The sequence below is a fragment of the Arsenicibacter sp. R0_47 genome, from assembly GCF_057652235.1.
Window position 1 is genome coordinate 179,066 of the sequence record NZ_JBYFCJ010000011.1, and the last position, 18,132, is coordinate 197,197.

The 18,132-nt window shown below is 50.5% G+C and carries 10 protein-coding genes; 6 read left to right on the plus strand and 4 right to left on the minus strand.

The genetic code is table 11. The features are described from left to right. Positions 1 to 204: 204 nt before the first annotated feature. The 3 genes from AC23NW_RS19245 to AC23NW_RS19255 all read left to right on the plus strand — a co-directional run bounded on the left by AC23NW_RS19245 (position 205) and on the right by AC23NW_RS19255 (position 6,181). On the plus strand, positions 205 to 861 hold the full coding sequence (locus AC23NW_RS19245; RefSeq protein WP_293842693.1) for an MFS transporter: 657 nt from the start codon (positions 205 to 207) through the stop codon (positions 859 to 861). A gap of 257 nt (positions 862 to 1,118) precedes the next feature. Further along, positions 1,119 to 4,076: an FAD-binding and (Fe-S)-binding domain-containing protein gene (locus AC23NW_RS19250; RefSeq protein WP_487451342.1), complete on the plus strand. Its 2,958-nt coding sequence runs from the start codon at positions 1,119 to 1,121 to the stop codon at positions 4,074 to 4,076. Between the two features lie 128 nt (positions 4,077 to 4,204). Beyond that, positions 4,205 to 6,181 (plus strand): M1 family metallopeptidase, encoded by a 1,977-nt coding sequence (locus AC23NW_RS19255; RefSeq protein ID WP_487451344.1) that lies wholly within the window; start codon positions 4,205 to 4,207, stop codon positions 6,179 to 6,181. Positions 6,182 to 6,264: 83 nt separating this feature from the next. Here AC23NW_RS19255 and AC23NW_RS19260 read toward each other — a convergent pair whose 3' ends face one another. The 4 genes from AC23NW_RS19260 to secA all read right to left on the minus strand — a co-directional run bounded on the left by AC23NW_RS19260 (position 6,265) and on the right by secA (position 12,999). Further along, complete coding sequence (locus tag AC23NW_RS19260; RefSeq protein WP_487451346.1) at positions 6,265 to 7,203, minus strand: 3-oxoacyl-ACP synthase III family protein; 939 nt, start codon at positions 7,201 to 7,203, stop codon at positions 6,265 to 6,267. A 91-nt stretch (positions 7,204 to 7,294) separates the two neighbouring features. Then, positions 7,295 to 8,359 (minus strand): glycosyltransferase, encoded by a 1,065-nt coding sequence (locus AC23NW_RS19265; protein ID WP_487451348.1) that lies wholly within the window; start codon positions 8,357 to 8,359, stop codon positions 7,295 to 7,297. Between the two features lie 46 nt (positions 8,360 to 8,405). Continuing rightward, positions 8,406 to 9,500 carry a hypothetical protein gene (locus AC23NW_RS19270; RefSeq protein WP_487451349.1) on the minus strand — a complete coding sequence of 365 codons (1,095 nt, stop codon included), beginning with the start codon at positions 9,498 to 9,500 and terminating at the stop codon, positions 8,406 to 8,408. 112 nt (positions 9,501 to 9,612) lie between these two features. Next, entirely contained in the window at positions 9,613 to 12,999 is a 3,387-nt protein-coding gene (secA, locus tag AC23NW_RS19275) for a preprotein translocase subunit SecA (protein WP_487451351.1), read from the minus strand. Positions 13,000 to 13,251: 252 nt separating this feature from the next. Between secA and AC23NW_RS19280 the strand changes: the two genes are divergently transcribed. From AC23NW_RS19280 to AC23NW_RS19290, 3 genes are read left to right on the plus strand one after another with little or no spacing between them, the layout of a single operon-like run. Continuing rightward, the gene (locus tag AC23NW_RS19280) at positions 13,252 to 15,648 is read left to right on the plus strand and encodes an SLBB domain-containing protein (protein ID WP_487451352.1); all 2,397 of its coding nucleotides are present in this window, start codon (positions 13,252 to 13,254) and stop codon (positions 15,646 to 15,648) included. 32 nt (positions 15,649 to 15,680) lie between these two features. Further along, positions 15,681 to 16,748: a GNVR domain-containing protein gene (locus tag AC23NW_RS19285; protein ID WP_487451354.1), complete on the plus strand. Its 1,068-nt coding sequence runs from the start codon at positions 15,681 to 15,683 to the stop codon at positions 16,746 to 16,748. A gap of 21 nt (positions 16,749 to 16,769) precedes the next feature. Continuing rightward, complete coding sequence (locus AC23NW_RS19290) at positions 16,770 to 18,128, plus strand: lipopolysaccharide biosynthesis protein (RefSeq protein ID WP_487451356.1); 1,359 nt, start codon at positions 16,770 to 16,772, stop codon at positions 18,126 to 18,128. Positions 18,129 to 18,132 lie beyond the last annotated feature (4 nt).

Genomic DNA, 18,132 nt, shown 5'->3' on the forward strand with positions numbered 1-18,132 from the left:
ATAATAAATCTGCATGTATTTAACGGATAGATAAAACGGATTATAATGGAGGGATAGTATATGGTTTTTCCTGTATAGATCAGGCTCTTCTCACTGTACGAATTGCGAAAACTGCAATAAAATTAAATTATTTTGAGACGCTATTAAATTATAGAAAGAATTTGCACGCCTATTTTTGTCAAGGTCATATGAATTGAGAAGGAGATGTTTTTCAGGGCGCTTATTATTTCATGGGGGGGGATACTGTTTGGCTACAAACTGGCGATCCTGTGCGGGATAAACCGGTGGTTCCGGTTGCCCTTTACAATAGACAGCGTGAGTGAGTATCTGCCGGGAGGACTAACCATTGCCGGTCTGCTGACCGGTGTTATCTTAAGCTGGCAGTTCTCCAGACGTTCCGGAAACTGGAAGGCACTGGTCTGGTTGGCAACGCTTTATCTGATTACGGCCATTGGCAGTAGTTTGTCGCCGGATTTGTATCTGCTTTCGTTTTTTATTGGCGCAGGCGGCATTTGCCTGGGGGGGACTATTGTAACCTTACCACTATATATTATAGAAGCTGTTCCGGTGTCATTACAGCCCCGTGCCAGTATACTTTTTTCAGTCACGGCTGTGCTGACGATTCAGCTGATCTATATGTTCCTGCCGGTATATACCGTTAACTGGCGCTGGATTCCCGGAGCAGAAGCATTTGTCGCATTTCTCCTGATGCTGTCTTTATTCACCATTCCGGATCAGGCACGGCAGGTAGTTGCCGGGCAACCGGCGCCGGCTAAAGAGCCGGCAGACCGTGAGCCGGATGGGTCATTCAGTGATCCGGACCAGCCGGTATTCTCCGGATCCGGTACGTCCGCCAAATAAGATAACCCGTTTTAAGGTCTTTTAGTAAGTTGTTAAGGTTAGGTAAAATAGGGGTAGGTCTCTGGCCTACTTCATATTTCATATACTGACCCTCAAAAAATAACTGATTAGTGCCCTGCCCTGTCCTGATACGCCCAATCTCTCCGGCTAAACATCCCAAGCCCCGAAAAATAGTTGTAACTTTCGCCTCCTAAAATCAATTACCTCAAACGGTAAAAGCTATCCGTAAGCGTTTGCCGTACGGTACCTCCCATCGCATGATTAATGTCGAAACGTTACGGCAGTTTGCCGGACAACTAGAGGGCGAAGTCTTTACCGACCGCACAATGCGGACCCTCTACGCAACCGACGCGTCTGCCTACCGCGAAATGCCACTGGCTGTGGCTGTACCCAAAACGGTCGATGACCTTAAAAAGCTGATTTCGTTTGCGCGTGAGCACAAAACGTCACTCATTCCACGGACTGCCGGCACGTCGCTGGCAGGGCAGGTGGTCGGAAATGGTATTGTGGTCGATGTCTCCCGTAGTTTTAACAAAATTCTTGATTTTAATGCGGAAGAACGATGGGTCCGTGTGCAGCCGGGTGTTGTGCGCGATGAACTGAATGTGTTTCTTAAACCGTATGGCCTGTATTTTGGCCCCGAAACGTCGACGGCTAACCGGGCGATGATCGGCGGTATGGTAGGAAATAACTCCTGCGGCTCCAATTCAGTCGTGTATGGTTCTACCCGCGAACACCTGTTATCGGTTAAGGCAATTCTGGCCGATGGTTCCGAGGTGGAGTTCAGTACTGTAGACACCTCAGTATTTAATGAACGGGTGCAGCAGGCAGCCCGGAAAAACGGCAGTGCGACGCTCCTGGACCGGATTTATCTGAATACCAATGCCATTCTGTCGTCGCCTGAAAATCAGGAAGAGATCCGGAGGAACTTTCCGAAAAAGACCATCGAACGCCGGAATACAGGCTATGCCCTGGACATGTTGCTCGATTGTGAGCCGTTTACCGAAGGTGGCGAGCCGTTTAATTATTGCAAACTAATTGCTGGTTCGGAGGGGACACTCTGTTTTCTGACCGAAATTAAGCTGAATGTAATTCCGTTGCCGCCGAAAGAATCGGGACTGGTATGCGTACACTGCCACTCGGTGGACGAAGCGCTTCGGGCAACGCTGATCGCGTTAAAATATAAACCGTTTGCCGTCGAACTGATCGACGATATTATTCTGGCGCAGGCTGATACGAATGCGGAGCAACGTAAAAACAGCTTCTTCGTACAACGGACGCCAACGGGGCATTTCCCGATTATCCTCGTGGTGGACCTCTCACGCGATGACCGTGCCGAAATCCAGCGGCTGGCCGCTGAGATGGAAGCCGAAATGCGGGCCGGGAACATGGGCTATCATTTTCCGCTGCTGTTTGGCGAAGACAGCAAGAAAATCTGGACGCTGCGTAAAGCCGGCCTTGGTTTGCTCGGTAACCTGCCGGGTGACGAAAAGGCAGTGGCCGTTATTGAAGATACCGCCGTCGATGTGCGCGACCTGCCGGATTATATCCGTGACTTCAACGAGATCCTGAAGAAGCATAATATGTCTTCGGTGCATTATGCACACGCCGGATCGGGCGAAATCCACCTCCGGCCGATCATTAACCTGAAAACCGAAGAGGGCCACCGGCAGTACCGGCTGATTGCCGAAGAAATTGCGACACTGGTTAAAAAATACGACGGTTCGCTGTCGGGTGAGCACGGTGACGGCCGGTTGCGGGGTGAGTTTATTCCGCAGATGGTCGGGGATAAGAATTATGCGCTGATGCGTCAGCTCAAACATACGTGGGACCCTGACGGTATTTTCAATCCGGGTAAAATCGTGGAAACGCCGCCGATGGATACCTTCCTGCGGTATGAAGCCGGACAGCAAACGCCGGTGTTCCAGACCTATTTCCGGTACCATAATCAGGACGTGCTGCAACACGCCGAGCAGTGCAACGGTTCGGGCGATTGCCGGAAAACGCACGTATCGGGCGGAACCATGTGCCCTAGTTACATGGCAACCCGGAATGAAAAAGATACAACCCGGGCCCGCGCCAATATCCTGCGCGAGATGCTGACGCGTTCCGATAAGGATAACCGTTTTGACCACGAAGAAATCAAGGAAGTATACGACCTGTGTCTGTCGTGTAAAGGCTGTAAGGCCGAGTGTCCGTCGAATGTCGATGTGGCAAAGCTGAAAGCCGAGTTCCTGCAACACTACTACGATACCAACGGCGTTCCGGTGCGTTCGCGTCTGATTGCCAACTTTGCGTCGTTATCCAACATTGCGTCACTGGTGCCGTGGGCCTGGAACGGGGTGATGGGCACGCCGGCACTGCGTCGGGTTGCCAACCGTGTGGTTGGATTCCACCCTGACCGGACCATGCCGTCGATGGCGGCCACGACCGTGAAGCGCTGGTGGCAGAAAAATAAAGGTAAATCATTGACCGGCAAACCGGTCAGCAAAGTCTACCTGTTCTGCGACGAGTTTACCAATTTCAACGATCCGGAGGTGGGCGAAAAAGCCATTAAGCTGTTTGAGCGGCTGGGTTATGAGGTTGTTATTCCGGAGCATGGTGAAAGCGGCCGTGCGGCTTTGTCAAAAGGATTATTGAAGCAGGCAAAGAAACTGGCCGAACACAACGTTAATGTATTAAAGGACATTGTTTCAGAAGAAATACCGTTAGTGGGTTTAGAGCCTTCAACTATTCTGACATTCCGCGATGAATATCCGGACCTGGTTGATGAGTCGCTGGTGGAAGCTACGCGCCGGCTGGCTAAACTGGCACTGACTTTTGAAGAGTTTATTGCCCGTGAGCTGGATGCGAAGCGGATCCGCCCGGAACAGTTTACGACCGAAAGCCGGTTGATAAAGTTACACGGACACTGCCAGCAAAAAGCAGTATCGTCTTTGGTCCCCGGCAAAAAGGCACTTTCGCTGCCCAAAAACTATACCGTGCAGCTGATTCCGTCGGGCTGCTGTGGTATGGCAGGGTCGTTCGGCTATGAAGCAGAGCACTACGAGATTTCGATGAAAATCGGGGAGCTGGTGCTGTTCCCGACGGTCCGGCAGCAGCCGGAAGACGTAATTATTGCAGCACCCGGTACCAGTTGCCGGCATCAGATCAAGGACGGTACCAGCCGCAAGGCCAAACACCCGGCCGAGATTCTGTTTGAAGCACTGGTATAAGGACAGACTAATTGAGAATGAATAATGGATAATGTAAAATGAATAACCGGATGCAGGTAGCCGGCATCGTTCATTATCCATTATTCATTCATAAAATAGGCGTATTTTTTAATTGTAACACTGATTTCATGAACAAACAAAGCATCTGGATAGGACTCCTGGCCATGAGCTTAACCGGTAGCGGCTTACAGGCCGTTGCCCAGTCGACCGCACCTGGCAGCGGGTCGAAGTATGACCCCAAAGAATTGTTTCACCCGTTATTTAACATGCAGCCCGGTAATGACTACCGGACGGGCAGCGGGGCACCCGGACCACGTTACTGGCAGAACAAAGCCGATTATAAGATTAACGTGACCCTCGATGAGCCGCAAAACACGATCAAGGGTGAAGTTGAAATTACGTACAGGAACAACTCGCCTGAATCGCTGCCGTTCCTGTGGCTGCAGCTCGATCAGAATGCCTTTGCTGATACATCGCGTGCAACGAAGACGACACCTGTAACCGGCGGCCGTTTCGGGAATACCGACTTTAAGGGTGGTGTGGCCGTAACCGGTGTGTCGGTTGAGCAGAAAGGCAAATACAATGCTACGCCCCATATTATTACGGATACGCGCATGCAGGTGCGGCTGGCAGAGCCGGTCAAAGCGGGCGAAACCGTAAAACTGAAAATTGCTTATTCGTTCCCGATTCCTGAGTATGGTTCTGACCGGATGGGTAAACTGACCCGCCGGGACGGTATCATTTACGAGGTAGCGCAATGGTATCCGCGCATGTGTGTCTATGATGACATCGAAGGCTGGAACGTACTGCCATACCTGGGTGCGGGCGAGTTCTACCTGGAATACGGCGATTTCGAATATGCCGTTACGGTGCCGTGGGATCACATTGTGGTTGGGTCGGGCGAGTTGCTTAACCCGGCCGAGGTACTGACCGCTGAGCAGATTAAGCGGCTGGAGCAGGCCCGGAAAAGCGATAAAACGGTTATTATCCGTAGCAAGGAAGAGGTAACCAATCAGAATACGCGTCCGAAAACATCGGGTATGCTGACCTGGCGTTTCCGGTGTATCAACACCCGCGATGTGGCCTGGGCCTCCTCGAAGGCCTTTGTATGGGATGCGGCCAAAATCAACCTGCCAAGCGGGAAAACGATCCTTGGCCAATCGGTATATCCCGCCGAAAGTGCAACCCAGGATTCCTGGAACCGCTCAACGGAATATGTTAAAGGATGCGTTGAGTTCTATTCGAAATACCTGTTTGAGTTCAGTTATCCGGTAGCAACCAACGTCGCCGGTATTGTAGGCGGTATGGAGTATCCCGGCATTATTTTCTGCGATCACCGCGATAAGAAAGATGCGCTTTGGGGGGTAACCGACCACGAGTTCGGCCACAACTGGTTCCCGATGATTATCGGCAACAACGAGCGTAAATTTCCGTGGATGGATGAAGGGTTCAATACATTCATTAACGTACTTTCGACCGCAAACTTCAATAACGGCGAATATTACCGGGAGCGGGGAAGTATGCACGACATTGCCCCGGCCTTGTTCAGCCCGGTAGAGCCGATTATGACCATTCCGGATGTACAGCAATCCCGTAACCTCGGTATTCTGGCTTATTACAAGCCGGGTATGGGGCTGAAATTGCTGCGTGATGTTGTGCTGGGGCCGGATCGTTTTGACTACGCTTTCCGTACCTACATGCAGCGCTGGGCTTTCAAACACCCGACACCGCATGACTTCTTCCGGACCATCGAAGATGCGGCGGGCGAAGACCTTGGCTGGTTCTGGAAAGGCTATTACTATGAAACCTGGAAGCTGGATCAGGCGGTAAAAGATGTACGGTATGTAGAGGGAGCTGCTGAAAAAGGATCGTTTATCAGCATCGAGAACCTGGAAAAAATGGCAATGCCGGTACAGATTGAAATTCAGGAGTCGAATGGTAAAAAACAGCGGGTAAGTCTGCCGGTAGAAGTCTGGCAGCGCGGTGGTACATGGACCTTCAAAGCCAACACTACCTCAACGATCCGGACGGTAACGATTGATCCCGATGAGAAACTGCCGGACATTAATCCGAAGAACAATGTCTGGAAAGCCGAAGCCCAGTAAGCGTATCGGCTGTATATAGATGCAAAAAGGAGAAACCGCGCATTAAAGTGGTTTCTCCTTTTTGCGTTTAAGTGCGTAACGTTTTACGCCTCGACCAGCATGGCACCATATGAATAGCCGCCGCCGAAAACCGTTACAACAATACGCTCTCCTTTTTTAAAGGTATCCCACCGCTCAGACATGGCAATGGCGCAACCCGCACAGCCGGTGTTCCCCAGCCGTTCGATGTTTGAAATCAGCTTTTCTTCGGGCAGGCCCAGCGTCTGCATCACGTTCCGCGAAATCCGCAGGTTGGCCTGATGCGGTAGCACATAGTCGACATCCGCCAACGTCATGCCGCATTTATAAAGCACTTGCTGGGTTGCTTTCGGCATATACAGACAGGCGTTGATAAAGACATCGCGGCCGGCCGGCATAATCACTCCTTTTTCCAGCGGCTTCAGTACCACCGCCATCGTTGCTTTGCCGGTATGGGCAGCTCCGCCGGTCAGCAGATAGCGGATGTATAAATCGCTTTCGCTCTGGCGGGTTTTGGTGATCAGCAGTGCCGCAGCCCCGTCCCCCCACAAGTGGCCTGAGATAGTATCCTGCTCATTGTTGTAAGCGGTGTTATGCTCCGAAACGACGACCAGCGCGCGCGTGGCCTTGTTCATCGCAAAGTAGCCTTCAACAATTTCGATCGCGTTCAGTAGCGAAGAGCAGGCTGACGAAATCGAAACAACCGGAATTTCCGGAATGGCCAGATGGTTTTGTACCACGTGGGCCAGCGTAACAATCGTATCGTGAGGGGTATAGGTCGCCCCAACGATTAAGTCAACACCCGAAAGATCAACTTTATCCTGTAAAAGGCGGACCACATCGACCGCCATCGTATTCGTGTTTTCACCGGGTGCTGCCTTACGCCGTTCCCCGATACCGGTGCGCTCGATAATCCACTCGTTCGACAGCCCGTTTAAATTAGTAAAGTGTTCGTTGCCAACTACCTGCGCAGGCAGATAATGACTAACTGCATGAATGTACATACGCCAATAAATAAGGGCGAAACCGTTTAATGCCGAAAGTTAAATATTTCACAGACGGTATGGTATTGAAAATAAGAACAATGATAAAAAATCATGGTTTAGTATAATTAAAATATAATTGGAAAAGTTTTTCCTGCTCAGATTCCCAATTATATTGCTCCTGAATCGCCTTTCGTCCCTGTTTTCCGAATAAAATTGCGTCAGAACGCTGCTCCAGTAGATACTGCATTCGTTCTGCGAGTATTGGGGCGTTGCTGGGCGGGATGCAGTAGCCGCAATCAGCCGTTTCCACTACCGACCGGTATAGTGGAAAGTCAGAGGTGATAACCGGAATCCCCAGCGCCATGTACTCAAAAAGTTTGCAGGGGTAGGAATGCGCATAATCGCCCACGGGTTTCAGCAGAGCCAGTCCGGCACAACAGGAAGCAATGACCGGTAAGGCCAGGGCATGATCCGTTGGCCCGTAAAAGATCACCTGATCAATAACATCACCGTAGCCCTTGATGCCTTCCAGCTGCGTTTGCGGGGTAACCAGCCGTCCGAACAGGTGCAGGCGAACAGAGGGGAAACGGGATTTCAGCAGTGCCAGGGCTTCGATCATCGTATCCAGACCACGTTCCTGAGAAAGCAGCCCGATGTAGGCAAAATCACCGGCATACGATGGGTCCGGCGGGCGGGCGGAAAACGGTTGTGTATACGATAGAGCCGGATAATTGTGAATGACAACCGGTGGGTGGCGCAACGAACTATATTCCGCCAGATAGCTGTCTTCAGTAAAAATACAATGACAATGGCGCCGCGCGATCAAATCAAAACCGGCAAACGCTTTCCGGAACAACCAATGATTATTGCGTGGTTTCAGGTGAAATTTCAGGCGCAGGTTTTCCTGCACGTCATACATCACCCGAATGCCGAAAATCCGGCAGCAAAGTGCCAGCGGTAACAGCTCCGGCATAAAAATGTGAAGGATTTGCGGCCGGAACCGGAGGATGTGCCAGGCGATAACCGGATGAATGAGCAGAAGCCGCCAGCCAAGCCATGCAAAACGCCGCAGACGGATATAAGTACAGGTTGCGGGCAGGAAAGCCGGTTCCGGGCCGGTCAGCAGGCAACGGACAGTGGCCTGCTGCGAAAGCACCGGAACATACTTGTACATAATCCGTGGATCAGTTGCCGTATGGGCCGGGCTCACCAGCAGTATCCTATTTCCGGATGCCATATTTTTTCAGCTCACCCTCAACCCACTGATTCCAGCGCTCCTGAGCGCCCTGATTCAGGCCGTGGTTTGTTTCGCCATCATACTGTTCCTGAAGCTTACTCATCTCACGGTATGATTCGATAAACTGATACTGGATGATGCTGTTGTAGTCTTCAACCGTAAGGCTGTCGGGAATGATTTTACGCTTGAACTTCTCGGCCACAATTTTGGCAATGTCAAAATGCCGCTGCTCATGGTTGAGGCTATAGGCATTTTTAGCCGCCTCGCGGGCCCACGAACCGCTTTTGAGCATGTAGACCTTCATCAGGAGATTGACAGTTACGACACCGTTCTCAACACTGCTGCGGCCTGTATAAGCAAAATTCGGATTAATCTCGGCCGCAAACCGGCTCATAGCCCGTGGCGTCGCCTGAAAATCGTTCCAGACAACGGAGCGTTCCGGCGTATAAAACACAGTATCACTACCGGCACGGTTCTGCACATATTCCGTAAAGGTTACCTTAATGTCTTTGGCCAGCCGCTCGTCCCGTTTGGCTTCACGATTCATAAAATCGTTGAAATACTTAAGGGAGGCCACAATGCTTTGCCGGATCGTCTGTTCGACAATGCCCGGCTGGGAAAGCGGGCGCGAGTAACGGGCCGAGGTCCGGAACTCGGTCAGTTTTGCCGGTGTGCTGTACTGGTCCTCATTTCGTTTGTAATAGAATGCAACGCCGAAACTCAGCTGCCCTTCTGTAAACGGGCGGTTTTGCGGGGCTGCCTCGGATAGCTGAAGATCAGTCAGATGGATGGCAATCGGCCGGAGCTTCGTGTTTGTACGTACACTTTTTTGGATGAACTGCTGAATACCGGCGGCAGCCCCGCCTGTCAGATTAACGGCGGAGACTGGTTGGTTCTGGGTCGTTGCCCAGCGGCCGATGCTTGTTTTAACCGCACGCTGATCAAGTACTTCTGCAATGTAGTATTCGGTCGGCGTAAAGGAAACAGATTCAGGTTTTAACGAAATTGTATTTGCCTGTTGCGTGGCTGAGGGCAGGAGCAGACCCGCCAGTACCACCAAACCAAGCAGCAATCGCATAGGCATAGGAAACAATAGTTCTGAAAAACGGTGTTAAAAAAAAGTGGTGGCACGATCCGTTCCGGACTGGTGCCACCACTAATATACAAAGAAAACAAACGCTAAGTTCGGCTTAGTCGATCAAGACCGCTTTGCCGCTCAGTAAGTCATTTTCAACGAGTTTGTACTTCACATCACGCTTCACGCGGCCATCCTGATACTGCACATTTACCCGCTCGTTGCGGTTCGCAATTTTTTGCGAACGGACAGGTGCCTGCTTCGGTGCCGACTGCTGCTCAGCCATCATACGGGCGTATTCTTCCGGTCCGCTGGCAAGGTGGTCGTCGTCGAAGTCCTCCATGTTGGTATGGAGTTCCGGCTGCGGTTCAGGGAAACGCTGGGCCGGTGCCTGACGGATTTCCTGCTCCACTTCCTGGGCTTCCTGAGCCGGAATATCGGCTTTCGACAGGAAGCTGATGGTATCAAAATTCACCTTATTGATGAAGCGCTTAAACAGTTCGATGGATTCGAATTTATAGACCAGTAACGGATCCTTCTGTTCGAATACCGCGTTCTGAACCGACTGTTTCAGGTCGTCCATTTCGCGCAGGTGTTCTTTCCACTCCTGATCAATAATCGACAGGGTAACCGATTTTTCCATCTCTGTTACCAGCAGACGGGCATCTGAGGCTACGGCTTCGCGCAGATCGCTGACAACCTGCAACTCGTGCATACCGTCGGTAAACGGCACGACGATGTTCCGGATAAACTGGCCTTGCTGCTCCAGCACCTGTGTCAGAACCGGCAGCGCCTTGTCGGCAATGGCGTGGTTTTTGGCCTGGTAGTTGGCTTCGGCTTCGTCGTACAGGCGGCGGGTCTGGTCCTGCTTTTTCAGCTTCATAAACTGCTCCTGCGTCATGGTCGTCACCAGACCAAGCGTTGTCAGCAACTGCAGCTGTACTTCATCGAAATTACCTTCGGCGTTATTAACAATTTCCTCTACCACGTCATACATGGTATTGGCAATATCAAGCGGCAGACGCTCACCGAACAAAGCGTTCCGGCGACGTTTGTAGATCGCCTCCCGCTGATAATTCATGACGTCATCATATTCCAGGAGGCGCTTCCGGATACCAAAGTTGTTTTCTTCAACTTTCTTCTGCGCGCGCTCGATTGATTTTGTAATCATCGAGTGCTGGATTACCTCACCTTCTTCGAGGCCCATGCGGTCCATAACCCGCGCAATCCGGTCGGAACCGAACAGACGCATCAGGCTATCTTCGAGGGATACAAAGAACTGTGACGTACCCGGATCACCCTGACGACCGGCACGACCACGCAGCTGGCGGTCAACGCGGCGGGACTCGTGACGCTCGGTACCGATGATGGCCAGACCACCGGCAGCTTTCGATTCTGCCGTCAGCTTAATATCTGTACCACGACCGGCCATGTTGGTAGCAATCGTTACGGTGCCCGGTTTACCGGCTTCGGCCACGATTTCGGCTTCACGCTGGTGTTGCTTGGCGTTCAGAACCTGGTGAGGAATCTTGCGCAGTGTCAGCAGACGGCTCAGTAATTCTGAGTTTTCGACCGAGGTTGTACCGACCAGTACCGGGCGGCCAATGCTCACCAGACTCGAAATTTCTTCTACAACCGCGTTATATTTTTCACGTACCGACCGGTACACCTTATCTTCCTGATCTTTACGAACGATTGACTTGTTCGTCGGAATCGCCACTACATCCAGTTTGTAGATCTGCCAAAGTTCGGCCGCTTCCGTTTCGGCTGTACCGGTCATACCGGCCAGTTTGTGGTACATCCGGAAGTAATTCTGGAGCGTAACGGTAGCGTAGGTCTGCGTAGCGTCTTCTACTTTTACACCCTCCTTGGCTTCAACCGCCTGGTGCAACCCATCTGACCAGCGACGACCTTCCATAATACGGCCGGTCTGCTCGTCAACGATCTTAATCTTTCCGTCCATGATCACATAGTCAACGTCGCGCTCGAAGAGGCTATAGGCCTTCAGCAACTGATTGACAGTGTTGATGCGCTGGGTTTTTACGGAGTAATCGCGGATAACAGCTTCCTTGCGGAGGAGTTTTTCCTGATCGGTATACTCAGCATTTTTATCAAGAACGTTCAGATCAACCGACAAATCCGGAAGGATAAAGAAGTTCGGGTCTTCACCGGTTCCGGTAATGAAATCGATACCTTTTTCGGTAAGATCAATGCTGTTGTGCCGTTCGTCGATGGTAAAATAAAGCGGCTTGTCCGCTTCCGGCATCAGCTTCTGGTTTTCGGCGAGGTAGATCGACTCTGTTTTCTGTAACAGGGCCTTCATACCGGTTTCGCTCAGAAACTTAATGAGTGGTTTATGTTTCGGCAAACCACGGTGAGCACGGAACAGGGCAAGACCGCCCTCTTTTTCGTCGCCGGCCGCGATTTTTTTCTTGGCTTCATTCAGTAAATCATACACCAGTTTGCGCTGGGCTTCAACCACCCGCGAAACCCGTGGCTTCAGTTCCGTATAATCCTGCTCATCGCCGCGCGGTACCGGACCGGAAATGATCAGCGGGGTCCGGGCGTCATCGACCAGTACGGAGTCAACCTCATCGACCATCGCGAAGTGGTGCTTACGCTGCACGAGTTCGTCCGGTGTCCGGGCCATGTTATCGCGCAGGTAGTCAAAACCGAATTCGTTGTTGGTGCCATAGGTAATATCGGCCTGATACGCGTTTTTACGGGCTTCAGAGTTCGGCTGGTGCTTATCGATACAATCAACGCTGAGACCGTGGAACTCAAACAGCGGAGCCATCCACTCCGAGTCACGTTTAGCAAGGTAGTCGTTGACCGTTACGAGGTGGACACCACGGCCACCCAGTGCGTTCAGGAAGGAAGGGAACGTAGATACCAGCGTTTTACCTTCGCCGGTTGCCATCTCAGAAATTTTACCCTGATGTAAAACAACGCCACCGATAATCTGCACATCATAGTGGATCATGTCCCACTTGATCAGTGCACCGGCCGCGCTCCATTCGTTGGCCCAGTAAGCTTTATCACCATCAATCTGAACATTACTCTTCAGAAACGAAAGCTGACGGTCAAATTCTGTCGCTGTTACTTCGAGCTGATTGTTTTCTGTGAAACGGCGGGCTGTTTCTTTTACAACGGCAAACGCTTGTGGCAGGATGTCAAGTAAAACGCGCTCCAGTTCTTTATTGCGCTCCGTTTCGAGCTTATCAATCTGGTTGAAAATCTGCTCTTTGTCATTGACATCCATGTCCGGCTGGCTGGCAATCTGCTCCTGGAGCTCAGCCACCTGAGTATCAATTTCCGATAACTCCTGCGCGATGTGTTCTTTCAGACTGGCTGTAATACCGCGCAGCTCGTCATTGGAAAGTTCTTTTAACCGGGCAAATTCGGCATTTACCTTTTCTACGTACGGTAGCAGTTCCTTGATGTCCCGCTCCGACTTCGTACCGAACAGCTTGGTTATACTTTTCGTGATGAGGTTAATCATTTCGTTTAGCGATCAGAGATTCGTAGTCATTGTGGGCAATGGGCTAATCAGGCAACGGCCTCGGAGATTACCCCATGTAAACAAGCACTACTTATTCATTTTTATACAAAATTAGTTCATTACAACCGGACTACAAGCCTCTAACCCTAACCGATTTATGTCCTGGTCTGAGCCTTTGAATAACAGGAACGAAAAATTTAGGATTATTCCGTTATTTTTGCCCTGCAATTGTTGGCCCAAAGGCCATAGAAAATGACTACTCACGACAAATTGTCAGTTTATACGCACTATATCCGGCTTTATAGCCAAAAATTAGCCCTCGTAACCTGGATGATGTTAGCCGGAGCGGCGGTTTTGGCACAACAAAAAGCGGTGTCCCGTGTCGATCAGCTCTCTGATGATCAGGTGCTGGAATTTTACCGGCGGGCTCAGGCCAGCGGTCTGACAGAGATGCAGATCGAACAGGCAGCCATGTCGCAGGGATATACACTTGATGATATCACCAAAATGCGCCGCCGGATGACCCAGCTCCGCACACAGACCAACCGTAGTACGGGGCAGTCTGTGACCGATACGGGTATTGTAAGAACGCTGCCGGACGGACTTTCGCGCAGGATATTGTCAGATTCTCTTGGCTTGTTTAGCCTGGACACGGTAAAGAAACCGGTCGTGTTCGGCGCATCACTTTTCCAGAATGCCAACCTGTCATTTGAGCCTAATCTGCGTATTGCTACCCCAAAAAGCTATATTGTTGGTCCGGATGATGAAATTCTGGTGGACATTTATGGCGCTTCAGTCGCCAATATGCGCCTGAAGGTCAGTCCGGAAGGAACAGTTAAAATAGAAAACCTCGCTCCGGTTGTTGTGAACGGGCTGACGATAGAGCAGGCCGAACAGCGCATTATCAGCCGGTTGCGGCAGGCCTATCAGGGGCTTGGTTCGAACGGGACCTATGCTACGGTTTCCCTGGGCAACATACGGAGCATCCGGGTTACCATTGTCGGTGAAGTTGTGCGGCCCGGTACCTATACGATCTCATCGCTGGGCTCTGCCTTCAATGCATTGTACTTAGCCGGCGGCCCCAATCCGGAAACGGGCTCGTTCCGGAAGATTACTATTTTACGGGGTAACAAGGTAGTGCGGACAATTGACCTGTATGACTTCCTGCTCCGTGCCGACCAGAAAGATAATATCCGGTTGCAGGATCAGGACGTAATCCGTGTCGGCGATTATGAAACGCGGGTTGAATTTATGGGTGCAGTACGTCGCCCGGCGATTTATGAACTGCTGCCCGGTGAAAATCTGAAAACGGCAATGAGCTTTGCAGGTGGTTTCACCGATGAAGCCTATACTGCGTCATTTACTGTACGCCGTAACACATCAAGGGAACGTAAAATTCTGACGGTTACCGAAGAGCAGCTTGCCGGATTTGTGCCGCAACGCGGGGATAAATACATCGTTGGCAAAATTCTGAACCGCTACGAAAACCTGGTCCAGATTAGCGGGGCTGTTATGCGGCCGGGAGAATATGCACTCGAGCCGGGCCTGGGAACGGTCAAAGACCTGATTAAACGGGCAGAAGGCTTACGGAATGATGCATTTATGAACCGGGCACAGATTTTTCGCGAGCGCTCGGATATGGATACCGAGAATATCTCCTTTTCAGTCAGCAAACTACTAAAGGGAGAGATTGCTGACATTCCGTTACAGCGACAGGACAGCGTTGTGATTCAGTCGATCCGTGACCTTCGGGAAACTTATTATGTAATTATTGAGGGGGCAGTCAACAAACCGGATTCGTTCCCGTTTGTCCGTAATCTGAGTGCGGCCGATCTGATTTCTATGGCCGGAGGCTTTAAAGAAGGCGCTGCCCCGTCAAGGATTGAAGTCGCCCGTCGTATCAGCACAGATAACCCGGGTATAACAAGTGCAAAGCCAACCGTTGAACTATTTTCATTTGCGCTGGATCCGGCATTAGGAATTTCCAGCAGTAACACCAACGGAGCGACGCCGGCAGAGTTTACGCTACAGCCGTTTGATATCGTTTATGTCCGGACCGCGCCTTTTTACGAAAATCAGCAGCGGGTCTTTGTGGGGGGAGAAGTTATGCATCCTGGAAACTATGCGATAGTAGGGCGTTCAGAGCGAATTAATGATCTCATCCGAAGGGCGGGCGGACTAAAGACAGAAGCTTATTTACAAGGAGCCCAGTTCAAACGCCGCGGTGATCTGGTCGCCACAGACCTGCGGAAAATTCTGGAGGATACCGGAAGTGAGCAAAATCTCTTACTGGAAAGTGGCGATTCGCTTTTGATTCCACGCAAATCAGAAATCGTACGAGTACAGGGGGCGGTTCTTAACCCATCGTCTGTAAGCTTTGAACGCGGATTTAACTTCCGGGATTACATAGCTCAGGCGGGGGGCTACACGGAAAACGCCCGTAAAAATAAATCATACGTAGTGTATCCAAGTGGCCGTAAGCAGGTTGGACGCCGCTCCAAAGTAGAGCCGGGATCAATCATCAATGTTCCGTTCAAGCCGCTACAGGAAAACCGGATGAGCCCGGCCGAGCGGGTTGGTATTCTCTCGCTGATTGGAACCCTGGCAGCTACAACAGCCACTATTCTGATTAACGTGTTAAGCAAATAGCAATCTAATTGATTTACGGAAACTGATCGACCATGGAAGTAAAACAAACGGATAGCGGCTTGCCGGCACCGGAGGATAAAGCAATCGAAATACGCTTAGCCGATATTTGGACTTTTCTGAGAAGGAATCGGCTATGGATTCTGGCTGGTTTTCTTGTTGGCTTCACTGTGGGTGCGATATATGCATTCCGCAAGCCCAATCAGTATAGCTCGCAGGTTACGGTCATGCCCGAGGTACAGGCTAAAGGTGCGGGTGGTCTGGGTAATTTAGGGTCATTGGCAGGTTTGGCAGGCATAAATCTGGAGGGCCTTTCGGCTTCGTCGGATGCCATCCGGCCTGATTTGTATCCGACGGTTATGCAGAGCGTACCGTTTGCGCTGCATCTGTTAAAGCAGCCTGTTACAGAAAGAGACCAGCAAAAGGCTATTTCGCTGCAAGCCTTCATTGAAAAACATTCCTCTAAAAGCATCCTTAGCCTGGTTGGATCATGGTTGAGTCCGTCGAAAGAGGAGGGTACCGGCCCCCGTTTGTCAAATCCGGGTGTATTGGCATTGTCGAAAGAACAGGAAGAACAGGTATTATATGTGCAACAGGTTGTGTCGATCAACTACGACAAAAAAACCGGTATTGTAACGATTGGCGCGATATTGCCCGATCCGGTGGTGGCGGCAACTGTTGCCCAACAGGCGCTGGATTATCTGACCAACTACATTACGGGCTACCGGACAGAAAAAGCACATAAAGAAGTTGAATTCCTGAACAAACAGGTGGACAGTGCCCGGAAGCGCTACCAACAGGCCGAAATAAGTTTATCAGGCTTTCGTGACCGGAACCGGAACTTATTTATGAATACGGCTAAGATTGAAGAACAGCGTATCCAGGCTGAATTTTTACTGGCTCAGGAGCTTTACAATTCGTTAACTAAACAACTCGAGCTGGCGAAAATCAAAGTACAGGAGCAAACACCGGTTTTCAAAATTCTGAATCCGGCTCAGGTGCCGTTACGGAAAAGTAAGCCGTCACGTACCATTATTATGTTGTTAACGGCTATTGGCGGGGCATTGCTGATGACCGGTATCCGGTTCCTGCGACAGTACTAACCAATATCAGAAAAAGCAGCAATGATACTTAGTAAGGTATTGGAAAAAGGATTATCCCGTTGGACGAAGGCCGACAAAGCAGGCGTACTCAGAAATATTATTTCATCCGTTGTTTATAAAGGTGGAAATATTGCCGCACAATTGATACTTGTACGGATTACGCTGAAATCGTTATCCGCTGATCATTACGGATTCTGGCTGGTCCTGAGCTCGTTGCTTATGTGGTTTAATATCTTTGATCTGGGGTTTGTTAACGGACTAAGGAATAAACTTACAGCAGCTATTGCCGATCAGGACTTTAACCGGGCGAAAGAGTACGTCAGCACTACTTATGCAGCCATAACATTCATTTTTCTGGGTGTTTTTCTGCTCAGCCTATTCATAACGCCTTTCCTGGACTGGCAGCGGATATTCAATGTTTATTTTATACCGGCTACCGAAGTGACGGCGGTAACTATCCTGACCTTTGGCTTTTTCTGTCTGCGGCTGGCTATGTTGCCGGTAAATGCTGTGTTGTTTGCGACACATCAGGCGGCCAAAACAGAGCTGATCAATTTTTTGACGAACGCAGCAACGCTGGCATTCATGCTGTTGTTGATGCGCTGGCCTGAGAAAGCGTCGTTGCTATATGTCAGTGTTATTTACGGAATGGCGCCGGTTATTGTGCTGATTATAGCAACGCTGTCGGTGTTTTACGGACGTTTACAGTCTGTCAGGCCCTCATGGCAGTATGTAAATCTGAAAACAGTTAAAGACCTCGGTGGTTTAGGAGGTAGCTTTTTCCTGCTGCAGCTAATCAGTCTGATCTTTTTTTCGACCCAGCAGTTTCTGATTGTAAAGCTTTTTGATGCAACGCAGGTTACCGTCTACAGCCTGGCTTACCGGTATCTGAGCCTGGTGAATATACTGGCGAATGTGGTTATGGCTCCTTACTGGTCTGGTATTACTGAGGCCGCCCATCAGCAGGATTTTGCATGGATCAGGGGGGCGGTCGCTAACATGCAGAAACTTTGGCTTGGCCTTGCCATACTGACCATGCTGATGGTTGCCGGATCCGATATATTTTATTATCTATGGCTGGATGATACTTCGCCGCCAATACCATTTGAGGTGACGGTGGTCATGGCGCTGAGCGTAATCATCATGGCCTGGAACGCTTTGTATTCTACAGTATTGAATGCTTTTGGTAAAATTAAATTACAGATTGCGATTGCTTCTGTCATGGCCGTCGGGTGTATACCGATGGCAATCTACCTGAGCAGTACATTAAAGTTAGGGTTGGTTGGCATATCTTTGTCAACCATTCTTTGCATGATCCCGGGAATGATCTTACAGCCTGTACAATATCAGCGGATAGTCCGTAGCGGGAACAGAACTTAACGAG